This window comes from Paenibacillus sp. BGI2013 (assembly GCF_002843485.1).
Taxonomy (GTDB): Bacteria; Bacillota; Bacilli; order Paenibacillales; family Paenibacillaceae; genus Paenibacillus; species Paenibacillus amylolyticus.
This window is the reverse complement of sequence record NZ_PJFA01000005.1, coordinates 428,863-452,615: the sequence shown is the minus strand read 5'-3', so window position 1 is coordinate 452,615 and position 23,753 is coordinate 428,863. Positions and strand designations below refer to the sequence as shown.

Here is a 23,753-nt window from a genome sequence, read left to right as displayed (position 1 = left end):
GAGATAAGCCATACGAGCCGATCAATCGCCTAGTTTCGCCAATGCTTCCTGTAGTTGCTCCAGTTGTTCAGACAGGGTTTCAACCAAGTTCTTCGTTTGGCTTACCTTCTCCATTAAGACTTGCTCTTCAGAATTGTCTTCGGATGCATTCCTGATTGGTGATGACTTCAATTCCGACAATTCGCTTTTGTATGTTTCTTGTTTCTCCAAAGCCATTCGCAGTTTTTCTTTTGTCGTACCGATCTGATGCTCCAAATATATGATGTCGGACGAGTTCGCTCCATCGGATACACGTTGTGAATATGTCATGACTCACCTCTTTCAATTTCATCCATTGCTTTGCCAACAGTGTAGGGCTCAATATCGATATCCAGCTCCATGCCGAGAGCTAGTTTCGCCAGTTGACTCCCGATAAAAGGACCCATGGTCAATCCAGAGGCTCCAAGTCCATTCGCGGTAATCAGACCTTGCCAGCCTGGGACAGCCCCCATTACTGGTAGAAAGCCAGGTGTGAACGGACGGAACCCAACTCTTACCTCCTGGAATGTGCTATTGGCTAGCCCCGGCGCCAGTTCCAGACCTTTATTCAAAACTTCCTGCATGCCCCCTGCAGTGACTCTTGTATCATAACCCTCCACATCATTTTCATGAGTGGCACCAATCACAATCTTCTGTTGATCAAAGGCCAGCAGATATTGATCAGAAGGTGGCATGATCACAGGCCAGCGGCCTGTATCCTCCCCATCCGTGACATGTAGATGCATAATTTGTGCCTTTTGATAATGCACTTTAAAGTGTATGCCGAGTGGCTTCAGCAGTTCGTTGGCCCATGCACCTGCACAGACAACGACTTCATCTGCCAGGAAACTCTGATCATTAACACTCACACCAATGACCCGATCCGCTTCGAATTGAAGCGTGGCGTCTCCATGGATCACTTCCGCTCCATTTCGCTGTGAAGACCGGATCAATGCATCGCGCAGCGCTCTTCCATCTATACGTGCAGCACCACTGATATGTACCGATTGATAACGTTCATCCAGCAATGGAAAACGATCACGGGTTTCTTTGTCATCAAGAGGTGTAATGTCGCCAATCTCCGGTGCATCTGCTTTGCGAAGATGGGCCCGCTCTTCCATTTTATTGATTTTGTCCACATCCGTATGAATACTAAGCGCGCCCACTTGAGCATAACCGGTTTCCGTTTCTCCTTCGGCTTTAAGCTCCGCTATGATGCCAGGATAGAACCGCGCACCTGCCTTGGCGAGCTGATACCAGTCCTGATTGCGACGCTGTGACAGCCATGGACAGATGATACCGGCAGCTGCATCCGTTGCCTGTCCTATATCTTTTCGATCTACGATGATTACCTCTGCGCCCCGCTTGGCTAATTGATAGGCTGTTGATGCCCCCAGAATACCCGATCCGACTACGATGACTTTCTTCATGTTTGCATCCCTTTCCTTAATCACTCATTCGTTATAGCGTATACCGTTTCGCATTCTGTTGGCAAGGCGGGCGTACTTTTAGATCCATAAATAAAGGCTGATCAGACTACAGTTCATACTCATTCATCCAATTAATAATCGTTGAAGCATTTATATGAAAACGTTTTATATATTGCCCGTCATTCAATTAAAATTATTCCATTTATGTAATATAATTCTTTCTAGGTTTCTTTTAACGCTGTAACCACGCCACTTACGCACATGATCCTTTAACGAAAAGAGGAATAACACGACGATGCCGAAACCTAGTATGGGGAATCCGCTGGATACCGATATGCCGCTCATGATTACAGGGCAAAACCAGTTGACCGTTGATGAATTGATGAATTGGAGCGACCATTCACGGGATTACAGCATTGTACAGTGCATCGGAGGAACAGGGCGAATCGCAGCAAAGAATCATGAATTTTCGATCAAAAAAGGGACCGCTCTCATTTTGTTCCCGGAGGTAACCTACCGTTACCACAATCTGAGTGATTCATTACGATTTGATTGTCTGTCTTTCAATGGCTATTTGTTGCCACGGTTCTTGCATACCTTGCAGATCGGGGAGCTGCGCGCCTTCAAGCCGGATGGAATGCTTCATATCCTGTTGCGTGAAATTACGTTGGCGCTGCAGTCCCGGCACAAGGATCAGATCTGGCACGTATCCGCATTACTGTACATGCTTTTGGTCAGATTAACCATTGAAGGTGAACGCTATAGTGCTTACGAACGTTCTGATGCCCGATTAAGATTGGATGAACTCATTACTTTTATCAAACAAAATTATCATCAGGATATTTCTCTCCCCTTGTTGGCTGAGCAGATGGACGTTACCGAGCAGCACCTCAATCGGATATTCAAAAAAGAATTTCAAATGACTCCATTGGAATATCTGATGCGATATCGGTTGTTGAAAGCCAAGGAAATGCTCATCGAAAATAACGCTACGACCGCTCATGAAATAGCCAAAGCCGTTGGTTTCAACAGTGCCAGTTACTTTGGATCAGTGTTCAAAAAATACGAAGGGATCTCCCCTATCGAGCTACGCAAGCAGTATCTGGATTAGAGCGCCTCCACATCAATCTCGGCCAGCGAGGATAACCGCAGTTCATGCATGGCGAATTCCAGACCACGCGTTACCTCGTTAGGTACGATGATACACCGAATACCTGCTGCATTGGCTGCCTTCAAGCCATTAGGTGAGTCTTCGAACACAATCGCTTCGGAAGCCTCGATCCCAAGACTCTGGAGAGCAAGAAGGTACAGTTCAGGGTCCGGTTTCACTCGCTTCACATCCTCGGATGTATGAACGACTGTGAAATAATCAAAAATGCCTAATTTCTGCAAGTAACCATGCACCCAGTCCCGTGTGGAGCTGGAAGCAACCGCAAGCTGAATCCCCTTCTCCCTCGCAGACTGAAGCAATTCATACACCCCTGGAAGAATGGCGGCCTGTCCCAAATAGACTTCGTATTTCTGTTCAGAGAGCAGTTTGATATGATCATGATCTATCTTTTTTTGGAGCGCTTGCTCCAGATACAGAAATGGATGAAACTCCTCAAAGGATGTCCCCACATTTTTCGACCATAGCTCCAGACCAAGTTCCACTCCGTGCTCTTCATAAATATCGCGAAACGCATAATACCAAGGTGTCTCTGTATCAACAATGAGTCCATCAAAATCAAATATAAAAGCTTTTACCATGAACCTGTTCTCCCTCCAATGATCGGCCGGGGGAGCGGATTAGAAACGTGCGGTCAAGTCCGGATGAGTAACGTTCACGGATAAAAAGTGACACGTACAGCCCGTTCCAGTCGGCGACTGAACAACTAATCCAGCTCGAAGTTCCCCTTGTATCGGCATGCCGAAATATCGAATTAGTTTCCACTCTTCCCCATCGGGTGAATAAAAGAATGATATGCAGCCCTCTACTTTGCGTATACGCAGATAGGGATTAGGTACGGAGACTTCAACCGAATTACAATCATCGGATGAACCATCACGTGTCACCACCGACACGATGGTAGGCGCTTTTCCATCATATTCAAAACAAATTTTGCACCAGTTACGATCATCCGCCATCACCATCAGACATCCGGAATCATATTGATTTTTCATATCAACGGTTAATTGGGTTGTGATTTCGAAATCGCCAGGCACAGGCATGGACAGAAATGGTGCGGTTGCACGAATGTGCTTGCCCGCTGGATCTTGGAAAAAGTCGGTGTCCGCCTTCGCTTCCACCAGCACACCTCCCTGATCGGTATAGGACCAGGTTTCGGGCTCGTTCATCCAGCTCCATTGCTTCCGTGCTTCTGTTGTCATTACGTTAGTCATTTGTTAGTAGCCTCCCAAGTTAAAATATGTTCTAGAGGTTGTTCTAGTTTTTTCTGTACTACATATTCGCTCCAGATACAGTAAACCCCTTTTTCTACATATTTTTGTAAGGTTCCAGCACTTGGGAGTGCTTTTGCGGATCTGGCAGGAAAAACATGATGACCATGAGTACGACATATAGACCAAGAATGACACTGAACAATAGTGTTGGATTGTGATGGTAGAGCAGGCCCGTCAGGTATCCGGATGGAATGGCTGTAAGCGTCATGACGGTCTGCACGGCCGAGAACATATCGGCTTTCTCATGCGTACCCAATCGGTTCATCAGCAGGGAATCCCGGTACGTCTGCAAAATGAAGTTACCCGCAGCGAGCACGATTAGCGTGAGAAACAACATCCCTATATTCCCCACAGGGATCAACAGAAACAGAATGGCTCCGGCCGTGCTAAGCACAATGGAAAAACCAACATACTTTTCTTCCGAACGCCGTTTCAGTCGCGGAATGATGACCAGATAGAGCAGCATGACGGTTACCGCAGTCACTACTGGGATAAACGAAATGACACGGTCATCAAACTTCAACTGTTCCTTGAAGAAAATGACCTGAAAGAAATTCAGCTGCAAGATCAGATTGGACAACACCGTGATCAGAATAATCGGAAAAAGTCTCCGTTTGTAGAACGATTTTCCAAACAGGCGCAGACTGGAACCCAAGCTCTGAAGCACGCGGGTTTTACTATGCAATCCCATAAGTTCCTTGCCGACCTCGGTCTCATCCGTGTATCGGTTACGAATGAAGAACATGGCGGTCATGAGGATGCCCCCGACAAAGTAAATAGTGGCGAGTGTAGGCACAATACCATAATCAGCAATGACCACCCCGGCAATTGGCGTGAGTACCCCAGCCCCTGTAATAATCATGTTGAGAATGGCAAATACCTTGGAACGTTTGTGTTCCTCCACATCCTCTATGATCAGACAGTTAAAGGCGACCGTTACAAACTTGGATGTTGCGTTCAGTAAGTAGGCGATCAGGAACAGCCAGAAGTTCTGGGAGAAGGCCCAGATGAACATGGGAACACTCCAGGCAAGCAGATCAAAGATCAGTGTTGTTCGTTTTCGGCCCAGCTTATTCGTAATGGAACCTGCAAACAATTGAAAGATAAAGGCAAAATAAAGATTCACCGAATTGATTAAACCGATTTCTATGTCCGAAAGTCCGGCTTCCTTCATATATAAAGGAGCGTAGAATAGAACGATCGTGCCCGGAATGGCCCATACCGGTTCGAGTAAAATGGAGTAGCGTGGATTCTTCGGCAAATCTTGAAGCAATTTCAATCGATATCCCTTCCTTCTGCGGTTTTCACCGCTGCGAATTCCAACTTCTCGCAGCGGCAAACCCGCTAATGTCTACATGCTTATAGTACCTCTTATAGGATAAGAGCTGTTTTGACCGAATTCATCGGCAACTTCTCTCCAGTATGCATGTCATAACCAATCGTTCCATTAAAGGCCTGTTCATAATCACTCAGCAGTTCCTTGGCTGTCACCATCTGTTCCAGTTCCGGGATGCTTTGGGCAAATTTCAGTGCCGTACTGATCATCGAGTGATTAGCCACTGCGCCAATGATACTAATGCCATCATTAATCACGGCTGTTGATTTGAACGTCACCTCATAGCTGTCGTCATATCCCATAGGAATAATTTTTCCGCCTTTGGCAATCAGCTCAAACCCTACATGAAGCTGGTTACCAACCGCGTCCACTACAATATCAAACTTTTTGTTATTATTGATCTCGTATACTTTATCCAGAGTCAGATCCTGAGGATAGAACACATGATCCGCGATCCCTGAAGCGAACTCTTTGCGGTATGGATCAACTTCCGTGCCTACGGTAAGCCTTGCCAATCGTTTGCTAACTAGCTGACACAGGGAACCGATTGCTCCAGAACCGAGGACCAGTACAGAGTCACTTGGCTTAGTCCCTGCTTTCATGAACGTCTGAAGTACACATCCCAGTGGTTCGATCATCATGGCCGTTTCCCAACTCATGGAATCCGGAATGGCATAGATATACTTTTCGTCCCCAACAAAATATTCAGCAAAGGTTCCGTGCGTCGTCATCCCTACTTGATAGTCATCAAAATTCTCGCAGTAGATGAACAGACCCTCACGGCAGTATGAGCAGGTACCGCAAGATTGCGTGGGATCAACCAATACTCGATCACCGATCTTGAAACCACGAACGTCGTCGCCCACCTCAACCACTGTGCCTACACCTTCATGACCAATGATCGTTCCTTTATTTGCTGGCACTTTGCCTTTGACAATATTCAGATCTGTCCCGCAGATGCCGGAACCATAGATTTTAATTTTTACCTGGTTTGGCTTTTGAATGGTTGGCTCCTCAATCTCCTGGTAAGTCACCTGTTTGAGATCCTGATATACGAGTGCTTTCATTGAATAATTCCTCCTAGTCGATTGTCGATTATGATCTATGGATTAAGCTTCAAACGTTTTCGAAAGTTGCATCGCATGAAGATGTTCCTGCTTCTGAATCTCTTTCCAGTCTGACAGGATCTGCAACAGCGCTTCCTCGACCCATAGTAACTCTTCCCGTGTATGGGCATCAGAGAAAATAAAGTAACCCTTGGTGAAAATGCCGAAGTGAGCCATTCTCTTCACCATGAACTCGCGGAAAGGGTCTGTCTGGAAGTTATCTTCAGCCAGGGATTGAATGCAGAAGCTTGCATACGTCCCTCTCACTTCCAATTGATCCGTCAATCCGAGTAATACAAGTTCAGATTCCAGACGATCCATGATCCGGGTTGCCGGATCACGCCAAGTCGGCCATACTTTCGCATTTTTCATTAATCGTTCACAGGCAATGGCTGCTGCGAGCGCTGTCGTTTCACTGGAATGGGCATTACTGAATCTGACCTGTCCTGACAAAGACATCAAGTGCTCAGGCCCCATAACCGCTGCGAGCGGTAAACCGTTGGCCATACCTTTAGAGATACAGAGCAGATCAGGCCAGATGTCATATTCTCCTGCTGTAGCCTGCTTGCCCATTCGAATACCGGAAGTTACCTCATCGAATATGATAATGATGTCCAGAGATCGACATAGGTTTACGGCTTTCTCCAGCGCGTCCTTTTTCCACTCGTTGGGGCATAAAACAATACATGCGATATCCTCGGGAGACGCGGTAATCTGAGCCTCAATTCGCTCCACAGTTGGCTTGTTAACCCAGATTGTTGAACGCTCGATATCCACCGGGATGCCACGTTCTTTTGTCTGGCCACCATAATAACCGTAGGCAGACCAGTCGTGCCACCCATGATAAGCTGTTGCAATAACCTTGCTTTTGCCACTAGCGGCACGGGCCAGACGCACGGCCCCACTCACCGCATCAGCACCACTCTTGGTGAAGCGCAGCGATGGATAACGACCCTCGAACCGCTCCAGAATCAACTCGGCACATTCAAGCTCGATGTCGGCAGGTAAAGAAAAGCTTGTCCCTTTTTTCAACTGGTGAATGACGGTTAATTGGACTTCATGTCTGGCATGGCCCCATGGCGCCGTACCCATAGCCATTTCGCAATCCAGCCATTCATTCCCGTCGATATCTGTAAATCGGGAATTATAAGCCTCTGCACAACATACGGGTGTATGGCCCGGAAATAAACGTTCAGGTGCTTTGGCTAAAGTGCTGCATCCGCTCGGAATTACCTTCTCGACTTGTTCCAACCACTCCAGATTACGGGTAAATCGTACGGCACGATCGAGCGTGCTCTCTTTTTCTTTCACCTTAAGTACCTCCCTGTTTATTTTCGTTGTGAGTGAATTACCGAACTTTGGTTCCAGGCCAGCATCCATCGTATATGCGATCCATCGTGATCACATTGCCATACAGATCAATGATCAGATCCTTGGCTCGATGAGCATGTCTCATCTCAATCCAGTAGCGGTTCTCCAGCAAACGGGCGAAATTGTCCACCAAAAACAGTAACCGGTTCTCACTATGAATCAGTTCCTTGCCCAGTACCTGTGGCAGCCAGATGGCCCCATTGGAATTAAAGCGGTTTGAATAGTCCCGTACTTCGGCTACATTTGCAAATTCGGCTTCCTCTAGCTTGGTCCAGAATGTATCGGCATCACTTCGAACCTCGGCAAGGTCAATCCCGACAATCGGCAGATGCTGGTATTCCTCTTGGCTTTCCAGCTGTGCTTTCAGATGACTGAAAACGAATGGCCACACATCAGCCTCGATTTGACCGCCCCACTTTTTCCAGAATCGTGCCAGATTGTTCTTCCGGTTGAAGTTGCGGTGAATGCCGCTGCTGCGTTCCCAGTGATATGCTTGAATATTCGGATTAATGACCGTATCGTATCCGGCAGCTCGTGCCCGCATCTGATAATCAAAGTCCTCGTATCCGTTAAAGAATTTCTCATCGAGGTTGCCGATGGTCTCATACACCTCCCGCTTCATGCCAAACATGGCAAACACCACCAGTTGAACAGAGAAGGTTTCTTTTGGGATATCATCAGGTGATGCGTTCAGGAACAGGTGTCGGCCGATGGTGTCCGCAAAAGCAATGCCGCAATGCTGCACGCCTCCTGTTTGCGGATACAACAGAACGCCCCCAATCATGCCAATCGTAATATCGCTATCCAGTGTCTCTTTCATCATCGGTTGCCAGTTCGGTTGAAGAATGGTGTCAGAATCCAGGAAGAAAATGTACTCTCCCTTGGCTAGGCTCAGTGCGCTATTAATCGACACGGCGCAACCGAGTGGAAAATCATGCTGAAGAATCTCGATGGTCACACCTTCTCTTACTTCTTGCTTCAGTTTATCCAGATGTTGAAAGACTGCTGAGCCGGAACCATCGTTGATGAAAATAATCTGAGTGGATGGGCTTACCGTCCGGAGTAGCGAATCTGTGAACAGGTTCAAAATGTTATAGTCCTGGTTGACTGGCACAATAATGGTGTAAAGCATGGAATCCCTCCTGATTTGGGTTGATGGAATGAGTACATAAGCTGATTCGAACTGCACAATTGCTGGTGTTTCTGTCCGGCCCCCTCACTTGAATATTTTGTCTTTATTTGGTAATGATTTGAATCTACTAGAAATTTATATCATTTTTTGTAAACTGAAAATCTTAAATTCTGAACTCTGTTAATATTTGAATATGTGAGAAAATCAAGTTTTTGCAGCTTGCGCACTGAGAAACGCTTTTGTGAACGCAAAAAAACACCCTCAAAGAGTCTCCGTTCCTCATGTAACGGATTCTCTCTGAAGGTGTTATATTGTTCATCAAGCTCAAATTATGAATTACTTTATCTACAGTTGAATCTCTACATTTTTGTCCGGATCGCTGTATTTATAGATGCCCGGATTCAGTTCAATATGTCCATCAAATGGAATATCTTTGTAGGTATCTATATGAATTTTTGCAGGTGTCATCCCTTGGGGGTTAATTTCAGGAAAAACTTCTTTGCCATTGATCCGAAGCATTGTTTGGTTAATACCTCTGAAACTAGGCGTTTTGGAATATGACTCTACAATTAATTTCTCCCCATCCCTATAATAAGAAAATTGTATTTCAAGTCCATCGACAGTGAGTTTGGTGTATTGCTTTTGTTTCTTGGGTTCATTTAAATGAATCCAGTTTTTAGTTGTATCTCGTTTCTGAACAATGGCATCTTTTAAGATGAGTTTCATTGGAACATCAGACCAGTTTTGATACCACTCAGGAGATTCAAAATCAAACAATTGCTGATTATTTTCAGAACGCCCCCCTTTCGTGGCTTGCACCCCTGTGATTGTTTTATCATCTATAATCATCTGAATCGATTTATATTGAACAATACCTTCTGTATATGAACCTTCTTCATCAATTAAAATCTGAAGATTCAATGGAGTAATCACAAGTTGATCTAAAGTAACACCGGTTTTTGCTTGGAATTCAGGATTGGTATACAGTTTTTTCGTATATATCGCCTCACTTGCTTTTTTCCCATTTGCGACAAAATCGAATTTCCAAGTACCTGTCAATCGTTTTGCTGCTTCAACATAATTGAAATGAAGGTTCGCATTCGCCCAATCCGCTTCCGATATATCAAATACCTGTTCAATCAACAATCCTTTTTCTTCGTTAGGCAAGATGGTCGGAATAGCATCTACAACCTGGGACCCGGTATGAACTCTCAAGTGAGGTTTGACGCTTTCCAAATCTGATGCTGCTACCTCGACTTTATAACGGATGACCGTTTGATTATCTGCATGTCTAACCGATTCAATATGAATCGCCGGAAACTGTGAAACACCAGTAACCATTGATTCTCCAGTATGTTGATTAGATTTCAGGAAAATATCCCTATCCCGATAAAGGATAAGATTCTTTGCTTCGAATGTAAACTCTTTGGTACCACCTTTTAAAGTATCAGCTGTTTCATAGATCCCAATGAGTTTCTGACTATCAGGATCGTGCCCCAAATAACCATATACGTTCGCTCTCGCATCGGATTCTCCTATTATAGTATTTTCCTCAGTCGCAAATTCACTATATGGAGAAAGATCGATTGATGTGTCCAGAGATATGAGCATTTTCATTTTTTCTCCATCTGTTACAACACCGCTTAAATTCATTGTCACACCTGAACTAGCGGACTGAAGATCATATTGCTGACCGATACCATTATTTATTGCGCTTGCAACGCCCCGGCCTCCGATTCGATCCCAATCAATCGTCATACTGGCGAATACAGGAATAGCAACAAGTAAGAAAAAAGTAAAAATGATGCTTATAGGAATTGCTTTAGCTCGATATCCAGCAGGCTTTTGTGAAGAATTCAGATTGACTCGTCGTTTATGTGCTTCTTTTTCAATGGTTGTCCACATCAAGTCATAATCCGGAGGAGATATGTTTTTTTCCTTATTAGAATACTGATTCATTATTACTCATCTCCTTTAGTTGAGGTTCAACCATTTTATTGAGAAGTTTTAACCCTTTGTTTAATCTGGATTTTGCAGTCCCTTCAGGTATGTTCATAACTTTAGATATCTCAGGTACAGTCAAATCATTGATAAATCGAAGGACAACAACCATCCTAATCTTGTCAGGAAGCCCACTATATAATCCTCGTAGCTCTTCTTTTGTTTCCCTATGGTACACACCCTCTTCCACAGGGTTATAACTCTGGGATTTGGACAACAAATAATGCCGCATTTCTTTCAACCATCCAGATTTCCGTCTTCTCATAACGTTATGACACTCATTTGAAGCAATTCGCAATATCCATGATTTCATATTCCTTACCTTAGTTCTGTCAGCCAAAATAACTTTGACAAATACTTCTTGGCAAATGTCCTCGGCATCTGCTTGATTCTTCATCAGATAATAACAGAAGTAATAAACTTGCTCTTTGTACAATTCAAAAATTTCTCTGTCAGTCATTCTATCCCCCCCTTTGCCGTGTTCTCATTAATAAGACAAATAATGTTATGTAATCGTTCATTTTGTTTATAGTTGGTTTTGCTAAGTTCTCGGATACCTAGAATAGATTAGTTCAATGTCTCTGCTTGAACAGGTCTATATACATGTAAACAAGCAAAAAAAGCCGCTAAATTAGCGACTTTATGAAATCATTTGGTCATCGAGTAACGAGCTGATGCTGTTGAGTTAATCTCACCCCTATTTTCATCTCTGCTTAAATCCATGATAAAACGTATCCACCACAAGCGCAGGGGCTGCTTTTCTCGCGATATGACCACTTACAACCTGCTGCCACGTCAGGAACATGATGGAATACAACACATCGACAATCCAGGTTTTATCGAGATCGGAGCGGAAATAACCTTTCTGTTGTAACAGACCGACCGTGTGTAATACAGGTTCTCTCAGTTTCAGATCTGCTCCCTCAATCTCGGGATTATAGTTAATGGTGGTGTCATGAGCCAGAAAATAAATTTTGTCGCCTAATGGAATCAGCGCCTCGATCAGCTCAGGTATGTACTTTTCACAGTGCTCCTCATCCAGTTGGATTTCTTTCATGGTCTCACTGACCACCTCGATTGCGCGTAATCCGAGATATACCATGAGCTGTTCACGGCTTTCCACATATCGATGTAACGTAGCGATCCCGATTTTTGCAGATTCTGCAATCTCATTCATAGAAGCATTCGGTTTTTCAATCAGCAATTTGGTGGCCTCGTCCAAAATGGAATGAAGCCTGGTTTGTTTGATTGTTGTCATTTCCTTTTTCATTGGTATTACACCTCTTGGCGAATTAGTCTACAATTGATCTAGTCATCCATCAAATGATTGGATGAGATTATAAAATTATAGCATACTTCCTCACGAGTAATACTAAAAGCCGCCATTTGGCGGCTCTTAGCATGGTTATCTTTCACGTTACTTACAGTTCGATGATTCTCGTTGCAATATTTGTACAAAATTCACGATCATGCTCTACAAAAAGCAGGGTTGGCGAGTATTCCAAGAGTAAGTCTTCGATCTGCATACGTGAAATGACATCTACAAAGTTGAGTGGTTCATCCCAAATATGCAGATGAGCTTTCTCACTAAGACTTTTGGCAATGAGCACTTTCTTTTTTTGACCTGCGCTAAACGTTGAGATATTTTTCTCCAATTGCAGTCTGGAAAAATCCAACTTTCGAAGTATCGATTTAAACAGGCTTTCATCAATCCCCTGTGTGGCCGCATACTCAGATAAATGTCCTCCGAGATCGGACGTGTCCTGCGACACATACGAGATTTTAAGCTGATGATCCTTTCTGAAAAGACCTGTATAAGGGATATCTTCACCACAGATCAGTTTAAGAATGCTTGATTTTCCAGATCCATTTTTACCGTACAGGTTAATACGATCCCCTTGTTCAACCGTGATACTGACATCCTTACACACCGTATTGGAGCCATATGATATCGACACATGTTCCAATTCAACAAGTTCCTGCTTGTGAAAATCCAGCTGATGAATCTGTAAACGTTCTGCACTCTCGATGTTTTTGAGAAGTTTGGATTTCTCTTGAATCGCAGATTGCTGCCTTTGTTCGATATTTTTGGAACGTTTCATCATTTTGGCAGCCTTGTGCCCAATATATCCTTTATCCACCTTGGAGCCGGAATTTCTCGTACCGTTTTTGGTCTTTTCAACTTCATGCGACCATCCACCGGTCCGTTTGGCTGAATCGGATAAACGCTTGATATCCTTTATTAATTTCTCATTACTCGCAAGTTCAAACTGATCTTGCCTTCTTTTATTTTCCCACCAAGCGGAGAAATTGCCTTTCTGAATCTCGATGTTACTTTTATTGATGGAAAGGATATGGTCCACGCTGTGATCCAGAAACGCCCGATCGTGAGATACCAAAATAAATCCACGCTTGCTGCCAAGATAATTACTGACGATTTGTCTTGCATGGAGATCAAGATGATTGGTAGGTTCATCTATGAGCAGAAACCGATTATCCTTCAGGAACAAAGCAGCCAGCATCACCTTTGTTTGTTCTCCGTTGGATAACGTATCAAAAGGCCGATACAACACATCTTCTGACACTTTCAACAGGTTAAACTCGCGCACAACTTGCCAGTGTAGATATTCAGGATGAATCTCGCCGATGACATCAACGGTCATGGCTCCCTTATTTTCTACCTGGAAAGGAAAGTATTCAAAGCTAACATTCGCAGAGATATGTCCGCTGTATTCATATTTGCCAAGCAACAGATTGAGGAAAGTCGTTTTGCCTCTGCCGTTCCTTCCGGTAAAACCCAATTTCCAATCGGAGTCCAATTGAAAACTAACATTTTCAAATATATTATCGTAACTGCCTTCATAAGCAAAGGTCAGGTTGGTAACGTTGATTAAAGACATGCATATCATCCTTTTTATGTGAAATATAAAAGTAAACTGACGGGATTTCACCATAGAACATGGCATGGATTCCCTCACTTTAATATTTGAACATAATCAGAATTTAGATTCGCTTATACAATAAAGAAACCTGGCGATAAACCACTCAGCGCCAAGTAGATCTATGCATAGGAGGACAAAGTGTCGGATTCTGATTAGTCATATTGTGAACCATGCCACTGTTCATGTTTGTTGACAGGTCCACATAAACATCCACAACCTCTAATTCAGTCATGACTCTATCCCCCCTTTGAAAGTTCAAAATTTAATACAGAAAACTTAACATGGAATACGATATGGGTCAAGACAGTGTAGCCTCGATCTCATCTTCCATCCCCGTACCGTTAAACCATTGTGTTTAATGGCTTACACACCTCTACGTAAATTTTGATGATGTACTCATCGGGATTACTTTCTGCAAAATAAGTGAGCAGGTCCAGTGCATACACATGTCCACAGACTTGCAGTCCCTCTTTTTCTATCTCCTCTTTCATGAGGGAATACGTCTCCGGCATGCTTTCGTATGAACCTCGATGATTCATGACGGCATACATCCCTTTTGGCTTAATCCATATCGTTTCCCCTGGAATGGGAGCTTTTATTTTGTTGCCAAAGTAATCCGGATAGTATTCTCCTGCCTCATAGTGCTCCTGAGTTAAGATCGTCCATACCGGAAACTCATAGTCGATCATCTGTTCATCACAATGGGTCCTGTATTCAATGAATTTACGGAAGAATTCCTTATCCCCATCCCCTTGCTCCAGTTGAACAGTAATAAAATACTCCAGCTCACATTGTTCGATATGCAGCCCTTCAGGAGAAGCATCCGTGGCTTGTTTCGTCATTTCTATTGCACCACTTAGCAGCTTTTGCATACGTTTGATTCGTTGCTGCTCCAACTCAAGTGCCTTTAATTTCTGTTCAAACAGCTCAATTAACAATGGTGTATTCTGATTTTGAATAAACGACTTAATCTCTTGGAGTGAGCTTCCTGCCTTCTTCAGCACATGTATGACATCCAGCACATACGTTTGTTGCATACCATAATAGCGGTAGCCCTTGGCATTGGTATATTCAGGCTTTAACAGCCCAATCTCGTCATAATGAAACAAGGTATGTTTGGTCACTCCGCAGATCTTGGCAAATTCACTGGTGGTAAAATGTTGTGCGTGATGTCCAGCCATCTATGGGCCCTCCATGTACATATGTAGTCTAAGTTTTATCAATATAAATGCATTATAGTGTGTAAAGAAAAGTTTGACTATAGGGTTACCCGATAGTTTAGTCTTGAATTGTAAGTTATTCATATCGTCGGAGGGAAACATGTCTAAATTCAAACGTTGGATGATTCTTGTTATTGTCTCAAGTGCACTATTACTCATTGTGATGGATATGACCATCCTGTACACAGCCCTACCCAGCTTGACCCATGATCTCGGTGCATCTGCTTCGGAGAAATTATGGATTCTGAACGGTTACTCCCTTGTCATGGCGGGTCTTCTTCCTGCAATGGGAACACTCGGGGACCGTCTTGGTCATAAAAAAATATTCACCCTGGGCTTGCTCGTCTTTTCTGCTGCTTCTCTTGCTGCTGCCTTTTCTCCAGTACCGGCTATGCTGGTCATGAGCAGAATTCTTCTAGCCGTAGGTGCCTCCATGATGATGCCAGCGACATTGTCGATTATCAGAGTTACGTTTACGAATGAGCGAGAACTCGCACTGGCAATCGGCATCTGGGGTTCCATTGCATCAGGTGGTGCTGGATTGGGACCGATTGTTGGTGGACTGCTACTTCAACATTTCTGGTGGGGCTCTGTGTTTCTGATTAACCTGCCCATAGCCATTATCGCGTTTGTATTCGCCTTGAAAATGATCCATAAACATCAAGGGGATACCTCGAAAAAGTGGGACTTCACCAGTTCCATTCAGATCATGATTGCCATGGTCGGAATTATCTATTCTATTAAGGAATTCACAAGACGCGAAGGATCTCTCACACTCGCTATCATTGCTGCTGTGATCGGTGTTCTGTCCCTGATCATCTTTATTCGCCGTCAGAATAACAGTCCCAATCCACTGCTGGATCTGTCCTTATTCAAAATCCCAAGATTCAGCACCGGCTTTATTACCGCACTGGTTGGCTTGTTTGCACAAATGGGTGTGCAATATATGGTCACTCAGCGGCTTCAGCTGGTGGAAGGCATGTCACCGCTTCAGGCTGGACTATTCACCGTATCCATACCTGTTGCAGCACTCATTGCCGGACCTGTTACGGGGGCCATTATGCACCGTGTGGATGTTGTATATATCAAAAGCTTCACTCTCTTCATCGCTGCCCTTGGCATGGGGACGTATCTGATGTATTTCAATGCTGGGTTCACCGGGCAGATTATCGGCTTGGCACTGCTTGGTGCAGGTCTTGGATCAGGGATGACCGCTGCATCACATTCCATTATGAGTTATGCCCCACCACACAAAGCGGGCATGGCCGCTTCCATTGAGGAAGTGGGTTATGAGCTGGGCGGAGCATCCGGTATTGCGATCATCGGCAGCATGTCGACTCTTTTCTACACACTCGCTATGAAGATTCCTGTGGGAATTAGTGTGCCAGCCAATGCGAAAGACAGTTTGGATGAAGCGCTTATCGCTGCCGAAAGCTTGCCTGCTGCGTCTGCTGAATCGCTCAAAAATGCCGCCTTTGCTGCATTTGACCAATCCTTCTTTGTTGTCATTGCAGGTGTGACCGTATTTCTGTTCATTGCTGCTCTGATTATGAGTTGGCTTGCTGTGCGGTTGAAACGAGCCCCAAAGCACAGCGTTAAAACGTAATGAAATTCATTTCATGAAACAAAGCGAGGTATATACGAAATATGTCAAAAGAAGAGGATTAACTCAATTAAATTCACATCAAAAACCACTACCTGATTTGTTTCAGGTAATGGTTTTTGATATGCCTGATAACCGAAGCTTACCACCATGCGGCACCTCACGGAAGGTAGGCATCCTCTACCTCAACTTTTCGTTCATTCCCCATCGCAATGTATCTTACGTTAATGACATTTCCTTTCTGAAAATGGGGAATATGTGTGATTGGAATATAAGTCTCTACAATTGTTGGGAAGGTGCGGCCGTCAACTTGGGTTACAGTCAGATCCAATCGCACGCCAGGCCTTCCATCCCTACTGGATGATGTCTGCACAATATCATGAATTATTGCTTCTGTTGGAATTCCGTCCATCAGAATGCTCTTGCGAAGGTGATGTTTCTCTTTATTGTTACGTAGCAGTTTAAATGCCATAATCGTAGTGATTGTGCCTGTTATAAGCCCAAAGACAATAATAGCGACAATAATAATTAATGTGACGGTCATGATAACCTCCTTTTAGTTGAAACTTATGTTAACTACTTCTTGTTTAGATCTCTTTTTCCTGCCTATTCTCTTTGAATCGGAAAACCTCAAAGTCAAAAAAGCCGCCTTAAGGGCGGCTTCATGCTGTGTATGTTCAACTCAACTTAGTCTACTTTCGCACCATACGAGCGTACAAACAGAACAGCTTGTTCGCGATCCAAACGTACGCCTTTGATATCCAGTGATTTCAGATCGATGCCTTCCAGATTAGCCCCTCTAAGATCGGCCCCTTGAAGCTTGGCTCTGCTTAATACAACTCGGGTAAGATCACAGTCTCTCAAATCCGCTTTGGTGAAATCCGTGTCCGTAAAGTCAGCCTCAAAGAAACGAATTCCTCGCAGATCCTGTTTCCCCAAACGTGTATGTCTCAGATTGGTATAGGACCAATCGCCGTGACTTAGGGTAATGCCATCCATTTGCGCACCTGAAAAGTCTGAGCCTGTCATCTTGCAGGAGCTGAATTTGGAAGCAAAGAGATTTGCACCACCGAAGGTGCAATTTTCAAAAGCCGATTCCGTATGAATCGAACCATTCATGGAAGCCCCTTTGAAGTCACACTCGATAAAACGACAGTTACTCGTTTCAATTTCTTCCATAGAAGCGTTCATAAATGTACACTGCTTGAAAACACAACTTATGAGTTCTCCATAGCGCAGATCACGTCCCTCAAAGTGTACTGCTTCATATTCCTGATCCTTATATTGATACACTGGTTACACCCCACATTGTATATTTCTCCGTCTTTCTTCATTAAAAGAACTTTTTATACTATACCACACCCCTGTCAAGCACCTGCTTAAACACCCACAAAAGTCAAGTTACTTTTTTTATGAGAAAAATCTGAAAACTAAAAAAGGAACGCATAAAGCGCCCCTCCAGCTCACACTTTTAACTGTTCCAATGTGGGCTTATATATGTGAAACTCTCCAGTTAGCTACTTGTTCTATTCCTATCAGAAAACATTACACCAGTTTTTTGGACATCCTGTACAGGGATAACGAAGGTTTATTGATTTCCCCTACTCTCTGGTATCCCAAACGCTCGTAGAGTTTAATTGCTAGTAGGTTTTCCTTTTTAACCGTAAGTGAAGATTTGGACAGACCTTGTGTTATAGCTTGCTCCTCAGCAAAATGAATGAGCTGTGTCCCTACACCAAGACCTCTGCTTTCAGGCAAGGTAGCCAATGTTCCGATGTGGTACTCGTCGTTCTCCGCTTCTTTTAATGTCACCATGGAGTAGAACTCTTTCCAGTGTTGGAGATTATACTTAATCAGGCTCCATTTACGAAGTTCAAACAGTTTGGAGAACGTTGGCAAAGCAAGTTTGTTCATTATAGTGGTCGGATAACACATGATCATGCCCAGCGTTTGGTTACCCATTTTAGCTTCATAAGCATATTGGTGACTGAATCGGTTCTGATTCGAACGCCATAACTTGTTAAATGTTTTTTCTATAATGCCTTTGTCCTTGGTACCTGCAAGCGAATAGGCCATATATTCAAGTGCCATCTGATTTAGTTGCCCGCCGACTAATGATTGTGGACTGGCTTTTGTTATGGAAATCTTATTCATCGCTGTCACTCCTCTAGGTAGCTGAAATTGGACTAAAACCTCGTAGCAGGTTGGTTGAATGATAACCCCTCAACGATCACATTCACCGTATCAATGGTTAATCCGGTCAGCTGTTCCACATGTAATCTCACATTGTTTTGCAATTCCCTGCAGACTTCATGCACTTTTGTTCCATAACAAACGACAACCTTTACGTTTATCTCCAGTCTTGATTCTACCTTGCGGATATCTATGCCATTTTGTAGACTTTTCCCGCTCCACTTTTTGGTGATGCCCTCTATAAGTCCTGTCGACATGGAGGAAATCTCACTGGTAGTATTTGCGATCTTGCCGACAATTTTGGAGATCACATCATCCGATATTTGAATTTTTCCCAAAACATTTTGAATGGACATCCTAGGTCCCCCTCTTTATACCTGCATTTTTGATAGATAATAATATCATTTAATATAAATATAAATCATATAAAGTCAAATTTCAACTTTTGAATTGAGTCATCCTCATTTCTACCTGTACATAGCAAAAAAACCGCGATCATCGCGGCTTCTTCTAGTCATACTATGGGAATTTTAATTGAATACGGACAGGAATGCAGGAAGATAACTCGCTATCTGTTCTGCCTTCTTCTGCCTGCTCTGTTTCTTCTCCTTGTACGATCCACTGCCTACCGATTAACGTTTGCAGCAATTCAATCTCTTCTGCGGTCAGACGAATATGCTTCAGAGACAACTCATCTTGAACGTAATCCCGATCCACCTTACGGTCAAACCGGAAATCGAGCAATCGTTTCAACCCGTTAATATGCAAAAACTTGAACTCATAACCTTGACGTATCGCCTTTTCCCAATCGTCTCCGATATCAGCTGCTGTCTGTAGTCTTTCATCAAAATCCATCGTGGATTCCTTAACCAGAGGCAACAAACGGGAATAGTCTCGACGTTGTAAACATTCAATAATCACTTCTTTTGGTTCCCCACTTGTCAGAACATTCTCTACAAGAAGCCCTACAGGAATGGACAGCTGAGTTCGACTCATTGCTCGCCCTCCTCATTCCCGAGGTACTGATTGAACCAGGCATTCACCTGTTGGAAGCTATCGATCCGAAGTGAAGGTTTACCGCTTTTCAGCAAACTGTGGTTGGAACTTGGATAACGAATCAGTTTGGTCTTTTTGCCATATCGTTTTAGCGTAGTATATAATTCCTCCGCTTGCGCAATCGGTGTCCGATAGTCCTGCTCTCCGTGCATGATCAGAAGTGGCGTCTCAATGTGATGTGCATGGGCAAGAGGTGAACGGGACCACAGGAATTCAGCGTTTTCCGCCGGATTACCACCAATGACTCCCTCGACATAGGAAATTCCGATATCACTCGTCCCATACATGGACAACCAGTTGGAGATACAACGCTGGGTTACAGCCGCCTTGAAACGGTGGGTATGCGCTACAATCCAGTTGGTCATCACTCCTCCATAACTGCCACCTGCCACACCCAGACGTGAAGCATCAAGGAAATCGTATGTAGCCAGGGCATAATCAACAGCTTCCATCAGATCCCGGTAATCACCTCCGGCAAAGTCGCCACGGCAAGCTCTGGCAAACTCCTGACCGTATCCCATACTTCCGCGAGGATTGATCCACAGCACAGCGTACCCTTGCGCAACGAGTGTCTGCATTTCATGACTGTATGTACCCGTATACATCGCGTGGGGTCCACCATGAATCTGCAAAATCAATGGCAGTTTCCCATTGGTGTCACGTATTGCCGGTGTGGCTAACCAACCTTGAAGCGGCCATCCATCAGAGGACTTAAACTCTACACGGACTGGCACATTTACAGCCAATTCAGCCATGAATTCATCATTTCGCCGGGTGAGTCTGAACATTTCACCACTGTCGATATCCACGCGATATAACTCCCCAGGGTGTTCAGCAGTCAACGCAGCGATTACCAGCGACGAACCATCTGGCGTTAAGGTATACTGATACACATCCTTTTCACCTGCGCCCGTCACAGATTGATATTTCCCATCTTCTTGAATGCGATACACGTCCACATTCCCGTTATCTGTTCCGAGTACATATACACCACGTTCTGGATGATGGGCATCCGAGATAGGAGAAGGTGACGCACCTGCCGACTTCATATCTCCAAGCGCCGCGTTACCAATCTGCATATCTAATTGAGGTGCGATTGGCCTGGGTATACCTCGATGAACGGGAACAGCGTATAAGCTGTTGTGGCTCCCGCTTCCATACTCACGATCACTGGCGATCAGGATCAGCTGCTGCCCGTCGGACGAATAGGAGAATTGGCTTATCGCCAGACTGGAATCCGTCACTTTGAACAGAACACTTTCTCCCAATCGAATGCTGTATACATCGGTAAAGTAAAGCAGATCCGCATCAAGTTCCTCGTCCTCTACTTGCTTCGAAATGAAAGAAAGCTGCTGGCTATCTGGCGACCACGCCGGAGCACTGATATTCCATAGCCCGGAAGTCACCTGTGTGATCTCCCCGCTTTTGATCTCATATACAAACAACTGGCTGTATTGACCGTCCCACCAGCCAGCCCCTTCCGCCTTCGGCGTTGTACGCTCGAAGACTTTACCTCGCAGCTCAGGTACAGACTCCTGTTGGACGTCTGCTTTCTTCTGTTGGTCCTCCGGTTGTACTTTGCTGGTAAACGCAATGTACTGCCCGTTCGGCGACCAGATATAACTCAATATTTTACGTGCGGGAGATATCAGCATGACCGGCTCTTTTTGATCTGAATGGAGCGTCCATAGTCCTTTGCCACCATCCACTGAGCGAATGAATGTGAGCTGTGTGCCATCCGGCGACCAAGCAGGTGAGGAATCTTTTGTTCCATCCGAAAGTGCAATATCTTCATCACCATCGAGCGAAATCCCTCGAATTTGTGTATTATATTCGTTTTTATCCTGATCTATGGTCTGTTCCACATAAGCCACTTGTCCGTTAGGACTGATCACCGGCTGACTTATCCAACGGTAGTGACTCAGATCCTCCGGCATAATTGGTCTTTGATTCATAATGATGGCTCCCTTCTCCGTTTATTTATGGGTTGTCTCCGTACGTGGATCAAGCACATCACGCAGCCAATCTCCAAGGAAAATAACACCGAGTACGGTAAAAGTGATCGCTAGTCCCGGGAATGTAGCAACCCACCAGCTTGTAGCAACGTATTGTCTGCCATCACTGAGCATCCCTCCCCAGGATACATCAGGTGGTTTGATACCCAGGCCCAGGAAACTGAGTGAAGCTTCCATAATAATCGTTGTGCCGACATTCATACCGCAGATGACGATAAAAGATGAAAGGATATTCGGCAGAATGTGTTTCAGAATCAATCTTCCATTCTTCGCGCCAATCGATCTGGCCGCATGAACAAAATCACGCTCTTTGATACTAAGAACCTCACTTCTTACCACACGGGTGAATGGAACCCAGTTCGTCACCCCGATGACAAAGATCAACGTTGTAATACCCGGGCCAACAATTGCCATCACAACAAGCATGAACAGAATGGTTGGAATCGCCATGAATGCATCACCTACACGCATGATGACAGCATCCAGCCATTTCCCGTAGAATCCGGATACCAGCCCCAGAATCGCGCCAATAATTCCTGACACAATCACGGCACCCATCCCCACGATTAAGGAAACCCGGGCACCATATACAATGCGGCTCCACATGTCTCTACCCAGATTATCGGTACCCAGCCAGTATTCGGCCGTTCCGCCCTCAAGCCATGCTGGTGGTTTAAGTCGGTTAAGCGGATTAACCGCTGCCGGATCATGACTCGTCAATAGAGGTGCACCTATGGCAATTAACACAACCAACAATACAAGCACAGCACCAAACATTCCGGTCTTGCTGATGATCAGTTGTTGCCAGATATAACGAAATCCCGTTGGTGCACGCCCATTGTCTTGTTCCTGTTCTGTACCCGGAATTGGCATTTCATTGCTGCCTGTCATATGATTGCACCTCCTTTTAGTCGTATTTGATGCGCGGATCGAGTAGCCTGTAAGCTACATCCGTCAAGATGTTGATTACCACAACGATAAAGGCAATGACAAACACCGCTGCCTGTACAATCGCCATATCATGTGTGTTGACTGCAACGACCAGCAATTGACCCAGTCCAGGCCAGGAGAACACCGTTTCCGTAATCAAAGTGCCCCCTATCAGACTTGTAAACTGTAAACTCATAATTGTCACGACCGGTATCAATCCGTTCCGAAATGCATGTTTTACAATGACAACCATTCGGCCAAGCCCCTTGCTGCGAGCTGTTCGAATATAGTCCTGGTTGAGAATCTCCAGCATGCTGGAGCGAATCAGTCGGGTCATCTGCGCAGCCAGTCCAACGCCAAGCGTGAATGCAGGCAAGATCAGATGTGACAATCCTCCGCGACCGGATACCGGCAATACGCCCAGCATGACGGAGAACAAGAGGATAAGCATAATCCCCATCCAGAAGTTTGGCATCGCCTTACCAATGACGGATATTCCTGAAATAATGAGATCGGTAAACGTATTGCGTTTGACAGCTGAAATGACTCCAAGTGGCACAGCCATAAGTACAGCAAAAAACATGGCGGCTACAGCCAGTTCAAAGCTGGCAGGCAATCTCTCCAGCACAAGCTCTAGCGCAGGCTGATTGTAGCGAAAAGACTGACCAAAGTCTCCCTGTATCGCACTGCCCAGAAACTTCACGTATTGCGTATATAAAGGCTGGTCCAAACCAAGTGCCTGCGTCAAGACAGCACGATCTTCAGCGGTAGCCGTTTCAGGCAACATTAGCGCAACCGGATCACCGGTGACTCGAACCAAAATGAACACAATTAATGAAACAATGAACAGCACCGGAATGATCTGCAGTAGTGACTTAAGTACGTATTTGCCCATTCCTTGTTCACCTCCCTTTTAAAAAAGAACGGCAGGAACATGGTTATCCAGTCCCTGCCGTTC

General features: G+C 44.7%; 23 protein-coding genes. 2 read left to right on the top strand and 21 right to left on the bottom strand.

The window, feature by feature from the left end:
• Positions 1 to 21 precede the first annotated feature (21 nt).
• Together CXK86_RS15740 and CXK86_RS15735 are read right to left on the bottom strand one after the other, a co-directional pair.
• Entirely contained in the window at positions 22 to 309 is a 288-nt protein-coding gene (locus tag CXK86_RS15740) for a hypothetical protein (protein ID WP_101314045.1), read from the bottom strand.
• Positions 306 to 1,448 carry an NAD(P)/FAD-dependent oxidoreductase gene (locus CXK86_RS15735; RefSeq protein ID WP_101314044.1) on the bottom strand — a complete coding sequence of 381 codons (1,143 nt, stop codon included), beginning with the start codon at positions 1,446 to 1,448 and terminating at the stop codon, positions 306 to 308. The genes CXK86_RS15740 and CXK86_RS15735 overlap by 4 nt, the downstream gene beginning before the upstream one ends.
• Before the next feature lie 295 nt (positions 1,449 to 1,743).
• Between CXK86_RS15735 and CXK86_RS15730 the strand changes: the two genes are divergently transcribed.
• Positions 1,744 to 2,559 (top strand): AraC family transcriptional regulator, encoded by an 816-nt coding sequence (locus tag CXK86_RS15730; protein ID WP_051447072.1) that lies wholly within the window; start codon positions 1,744 to 1,746, stop codon positions 2,557 to 2,559.
• On the opposite strand, the gene CXK86_RS15725 is transcribed toward CXK86_RS15730, so the two are convergent.
• From CXK86_RS15725 to CXK86_RS15675, 11 genes are all read right to left on the bottom strand, one after another.
• On the bottom strand, positions 2,556 to 3,197 hold the full coding sequence (locus CXK86_RS15725; protein ID WP_047842847.1) for an HAD family hydrolase: 642 nt from the start codon (positions 3,195 to 3,197) through the stop codon (positions 2,556 to 2,558). The two genes, CXK86_RS15730 and CXK86_RS15725, sit on opposite strands and share 4 nt — an antisense overlap.
• 39 nt (positions 3,198 to 3,236) lie before the next feature.
• Complete coding sequence (locus CXK86_RS15720) at positions 3,237 to 3,830, bottom strand: DUF1349 domain-containing protein (protein ID WP_101314043.1); 594 nt, start codon at positions 3,828 to 3,830, stop codon at positions 3,237 to 3,239.
• A gap of 94 nt (positions 3,831 to 3,924) precedes the next feature.
• A complete protein-coding gene (locus CXK86_RS15715; protein ID WP_101314042.1) occupies positions 3,925 to 5,169 on the bottom strand; it encodes an MFS transporter in 1,245 nt (414 codons plus the stop codon).
• Positions 5,170 to 5,261: 92 nt separating this feature from the next.
• Complete coding sequence (locus CXK86_RS15710; RefSeq protein ID WP_036608226.1) at positions 5,262 to 6,293, bottom strand: zinc-dependent alcohol dehydrogenase; 1,032 nt, start codon at positions 6,291 to 6,293, stop codon at positions 5,262 to 5,264.
• A gap of 42 nt (positions 6,294 to 6,335) precedes the next feature.
• Positions 6,336 to 7,643 (bottom strand): aminotransferase class III-fold pyridoxal phosphate-dependent enzyme, encoded by a 1,308-nt coding sequence (locus CXK86_RS15705; RefSeq protein ID WP_101314041.1) that lies wholly within the window; start codon positions 7,641 to 7,643, stop codon positions 6,336 to 6,338.
• Positions 7,644 to 7,680: 37 nt separating this feature from the next.
• Positions 7,681 to 8,835 carry a glycosyltransferase family 2 protein gene (locus CXK86_RS15700; RefSeq protein ID WP_017688647.1) on the bottom strand — a complete coding sequence of 385 codons (1,155 nt, stop codon included), beginning with the start codon at positions 8,833 to 8,835 and terminating at the stop codon, positions 7,681 to 7,683.
• Between the two features lie 345 nt (positions 8,836 to 9,180).
• Positions 9,181 to 10,794, bottom strand: coding sequence for an RNA polymerase subunit sigma (locus tag CXK86_RS15695; RefSeq protein WP_101314040.1), 1,614 nt, complete (start codon positions 10,792 to 10,794; stop codon positions 9,181 to 9,183).
• Positions 10,778 to 11,296, bottom strand: coding sequence for an RNA polymerase sigma factor (locus CXK86_RS15690; protein ID WP_101314039.1), 519 nt, complete (start codon positions 11,294 to 11,296; stop codon positions 10,778 to 10,780). The genes CXK86_RS15695 and CXK86_RS15690 overlap by 17 nt, the downstream gene beginning before the upstream one ends.
• A gap of 243 nt (positions 11,297 to 11,539) precedes the next feature.
• Complete coding sequence (locus tag CXK86_RS15685; protein ID WP_101314038.1) at positions 11,540 to 12,106, bottom strand: TetR/AcrR family transcriptional regulator; 567 nt, start codon at positions 12,104 to 12,106, stop codon at positions 11,540 to 11,542.
• Between the two features lie 151 nt (positions 12,107 to 12,257).
• Positions 12,258 to 13,736, bottom strand: a complete 1,479-nt coding sequence (locus CXK86_RS15680) for an Lsa family ABC-F type ribosomal protection protein (protein ID WP_101314037.1) — start codon at positions 13,734 to 13,736, stop codon at positions 12,258 to 12,260.
• Between the two features lie 383 nt (positions 13,737 to 14,119).
• Positions 14,120 to 14,959: a MerR family transcriptional regulator gene (locus CXK86_RS15675; protein ID WP_101314036.1), complete on the bottom strand. Its 840-nt coding sequence runs from the start codon at positions 14,957 to 14,959 to the stop codon at positions 14,120 to 14,122.
• Between the two features lie 139 nt (positions 14,960 to 15,098).
• On the opposite strand from CXK86_RS15675, the gene CXK86_RS15670 reads away from it, so the two are divergent.
• On the top strand, positions 15,099 to 16,604 hold the full coding sequence (locus CXK86_RS15670) for an MFS transporter (protein WP_101314035.1): 1,506 nt from the start codon (positions 15,099 to 15,101) through the stop codon (positions 16,602 to 16,604).
• A 157-nt stretch (positions 16,605 to 16,761) separates the two neighbouring features.
• On the opposite strand, the gene CXK86_RS15665 is transcribed toward CXK86_RS15670, so the two are convergent.
• From CXK86_RS15665 to CXK86_RS15630, 8 genes are all read right to left on the bottom strand, one after another.
• On the bottom strand, positions 16,762 to 17,145 hold the full coding sequence (locus tag CXK86_RS15665) for a hypothetical protein (RefSeq protein ID WP_036608246.1): 384 nt from the start codon (positions 17,143 to 17,145) through the stop codon (positions 16,762 to 16,764).
• Between the two features lie 143 nt (positions 17,146 to 17,288).
• Positions 17,289 to 17,894, bottom strand: coding sequence for a pentapeptide repeat-containing protein (locus tag CXK86_RS15660; RefSeq protein WP_036608249.1), 606 nt, complete (start codon positions 17,892 to 17,894; stop codon positions 17,289 to 17,291).
• Positions 17,895 to 18,146: 252 nt separating this feature from the next.
• Positions 18,147 to 18,755 (bottom strand): GNAT family N-acetyltransferase, encoded by a 609-nt coding sequence (locus CXK86_RS15655; protein ID WP_101314034.1) that lies wholly within the window; start codon positions 18,753 to 18,755, stop codon positions 18,147 to 18,149.
• 32 nt (positions 18,756 to 18,787) lie between these two features.
• On the bottom strand, positions 18,788 to 19,150 hold the full coding sequence (locus CXK86_RS15650) for an Asp23/Gls24 family envelope stress response protein (protein ID WP_101314033.1): 363 nt from the start codon (positions 19,148 to 19,150) through the stop codon (positions 18,788 to 18,790).
• 163 nt (positions 19,151 to 19,313) lie between these two features.
• Complete coding sequence (locus CXK86_RS15645) at positions 19,314 to 19,790, bottom strand: hypothetical protein (protein ID WP_101314032.1); 477 nt, start codon at positions 19,788 to 19,790, stop codon at positions 19,314 to 19,316.
• Positions 19,787 to 21,805: a S9 family peptidase gene (locus CXK86_RS15640; protein WP_101314031.1), complete on the bottom strand. Its 2,019-nt coding sequence runs from the start codon at positions 21,803 to 21,805 to the stop codon at positions 19,787 to 19,789. Before CXK86_RS15640 ends, CXK86_RS15645 begins: the two co-directional genes overlap by 4 nt.
• Positions 21,806 to 21,826: 21 nt before the next feature.
• Positions 21,827 to 22,756 carry an ABC transporter permease gene (locus CXK86_RS15635; RefSeq protein WP_091030896.1) on the bottom strand — a complete coding sequence of 310 codons (930 nt, stop codon included), beginning with the start codon at positions 22,754 to 22,756 and terminating at the stop codon, positions 21,827 to 21,829.
• A 16-nt stretch (positions 22,757 to 22,772) separates the two neighbouring features.
• A complete protein-coding gene (locus tag CXK86_RS15630; RefSeq protein ID WP_017688654.1) occupies positions 22,773 to 23,690 on the bottom strand; it encodes an ABC transporter permease in 918 nt (305 codons plus the stop codon).
• Between the last annotated feature and the right edge of the window lie 63 nt (positions 23,691 to 23,753).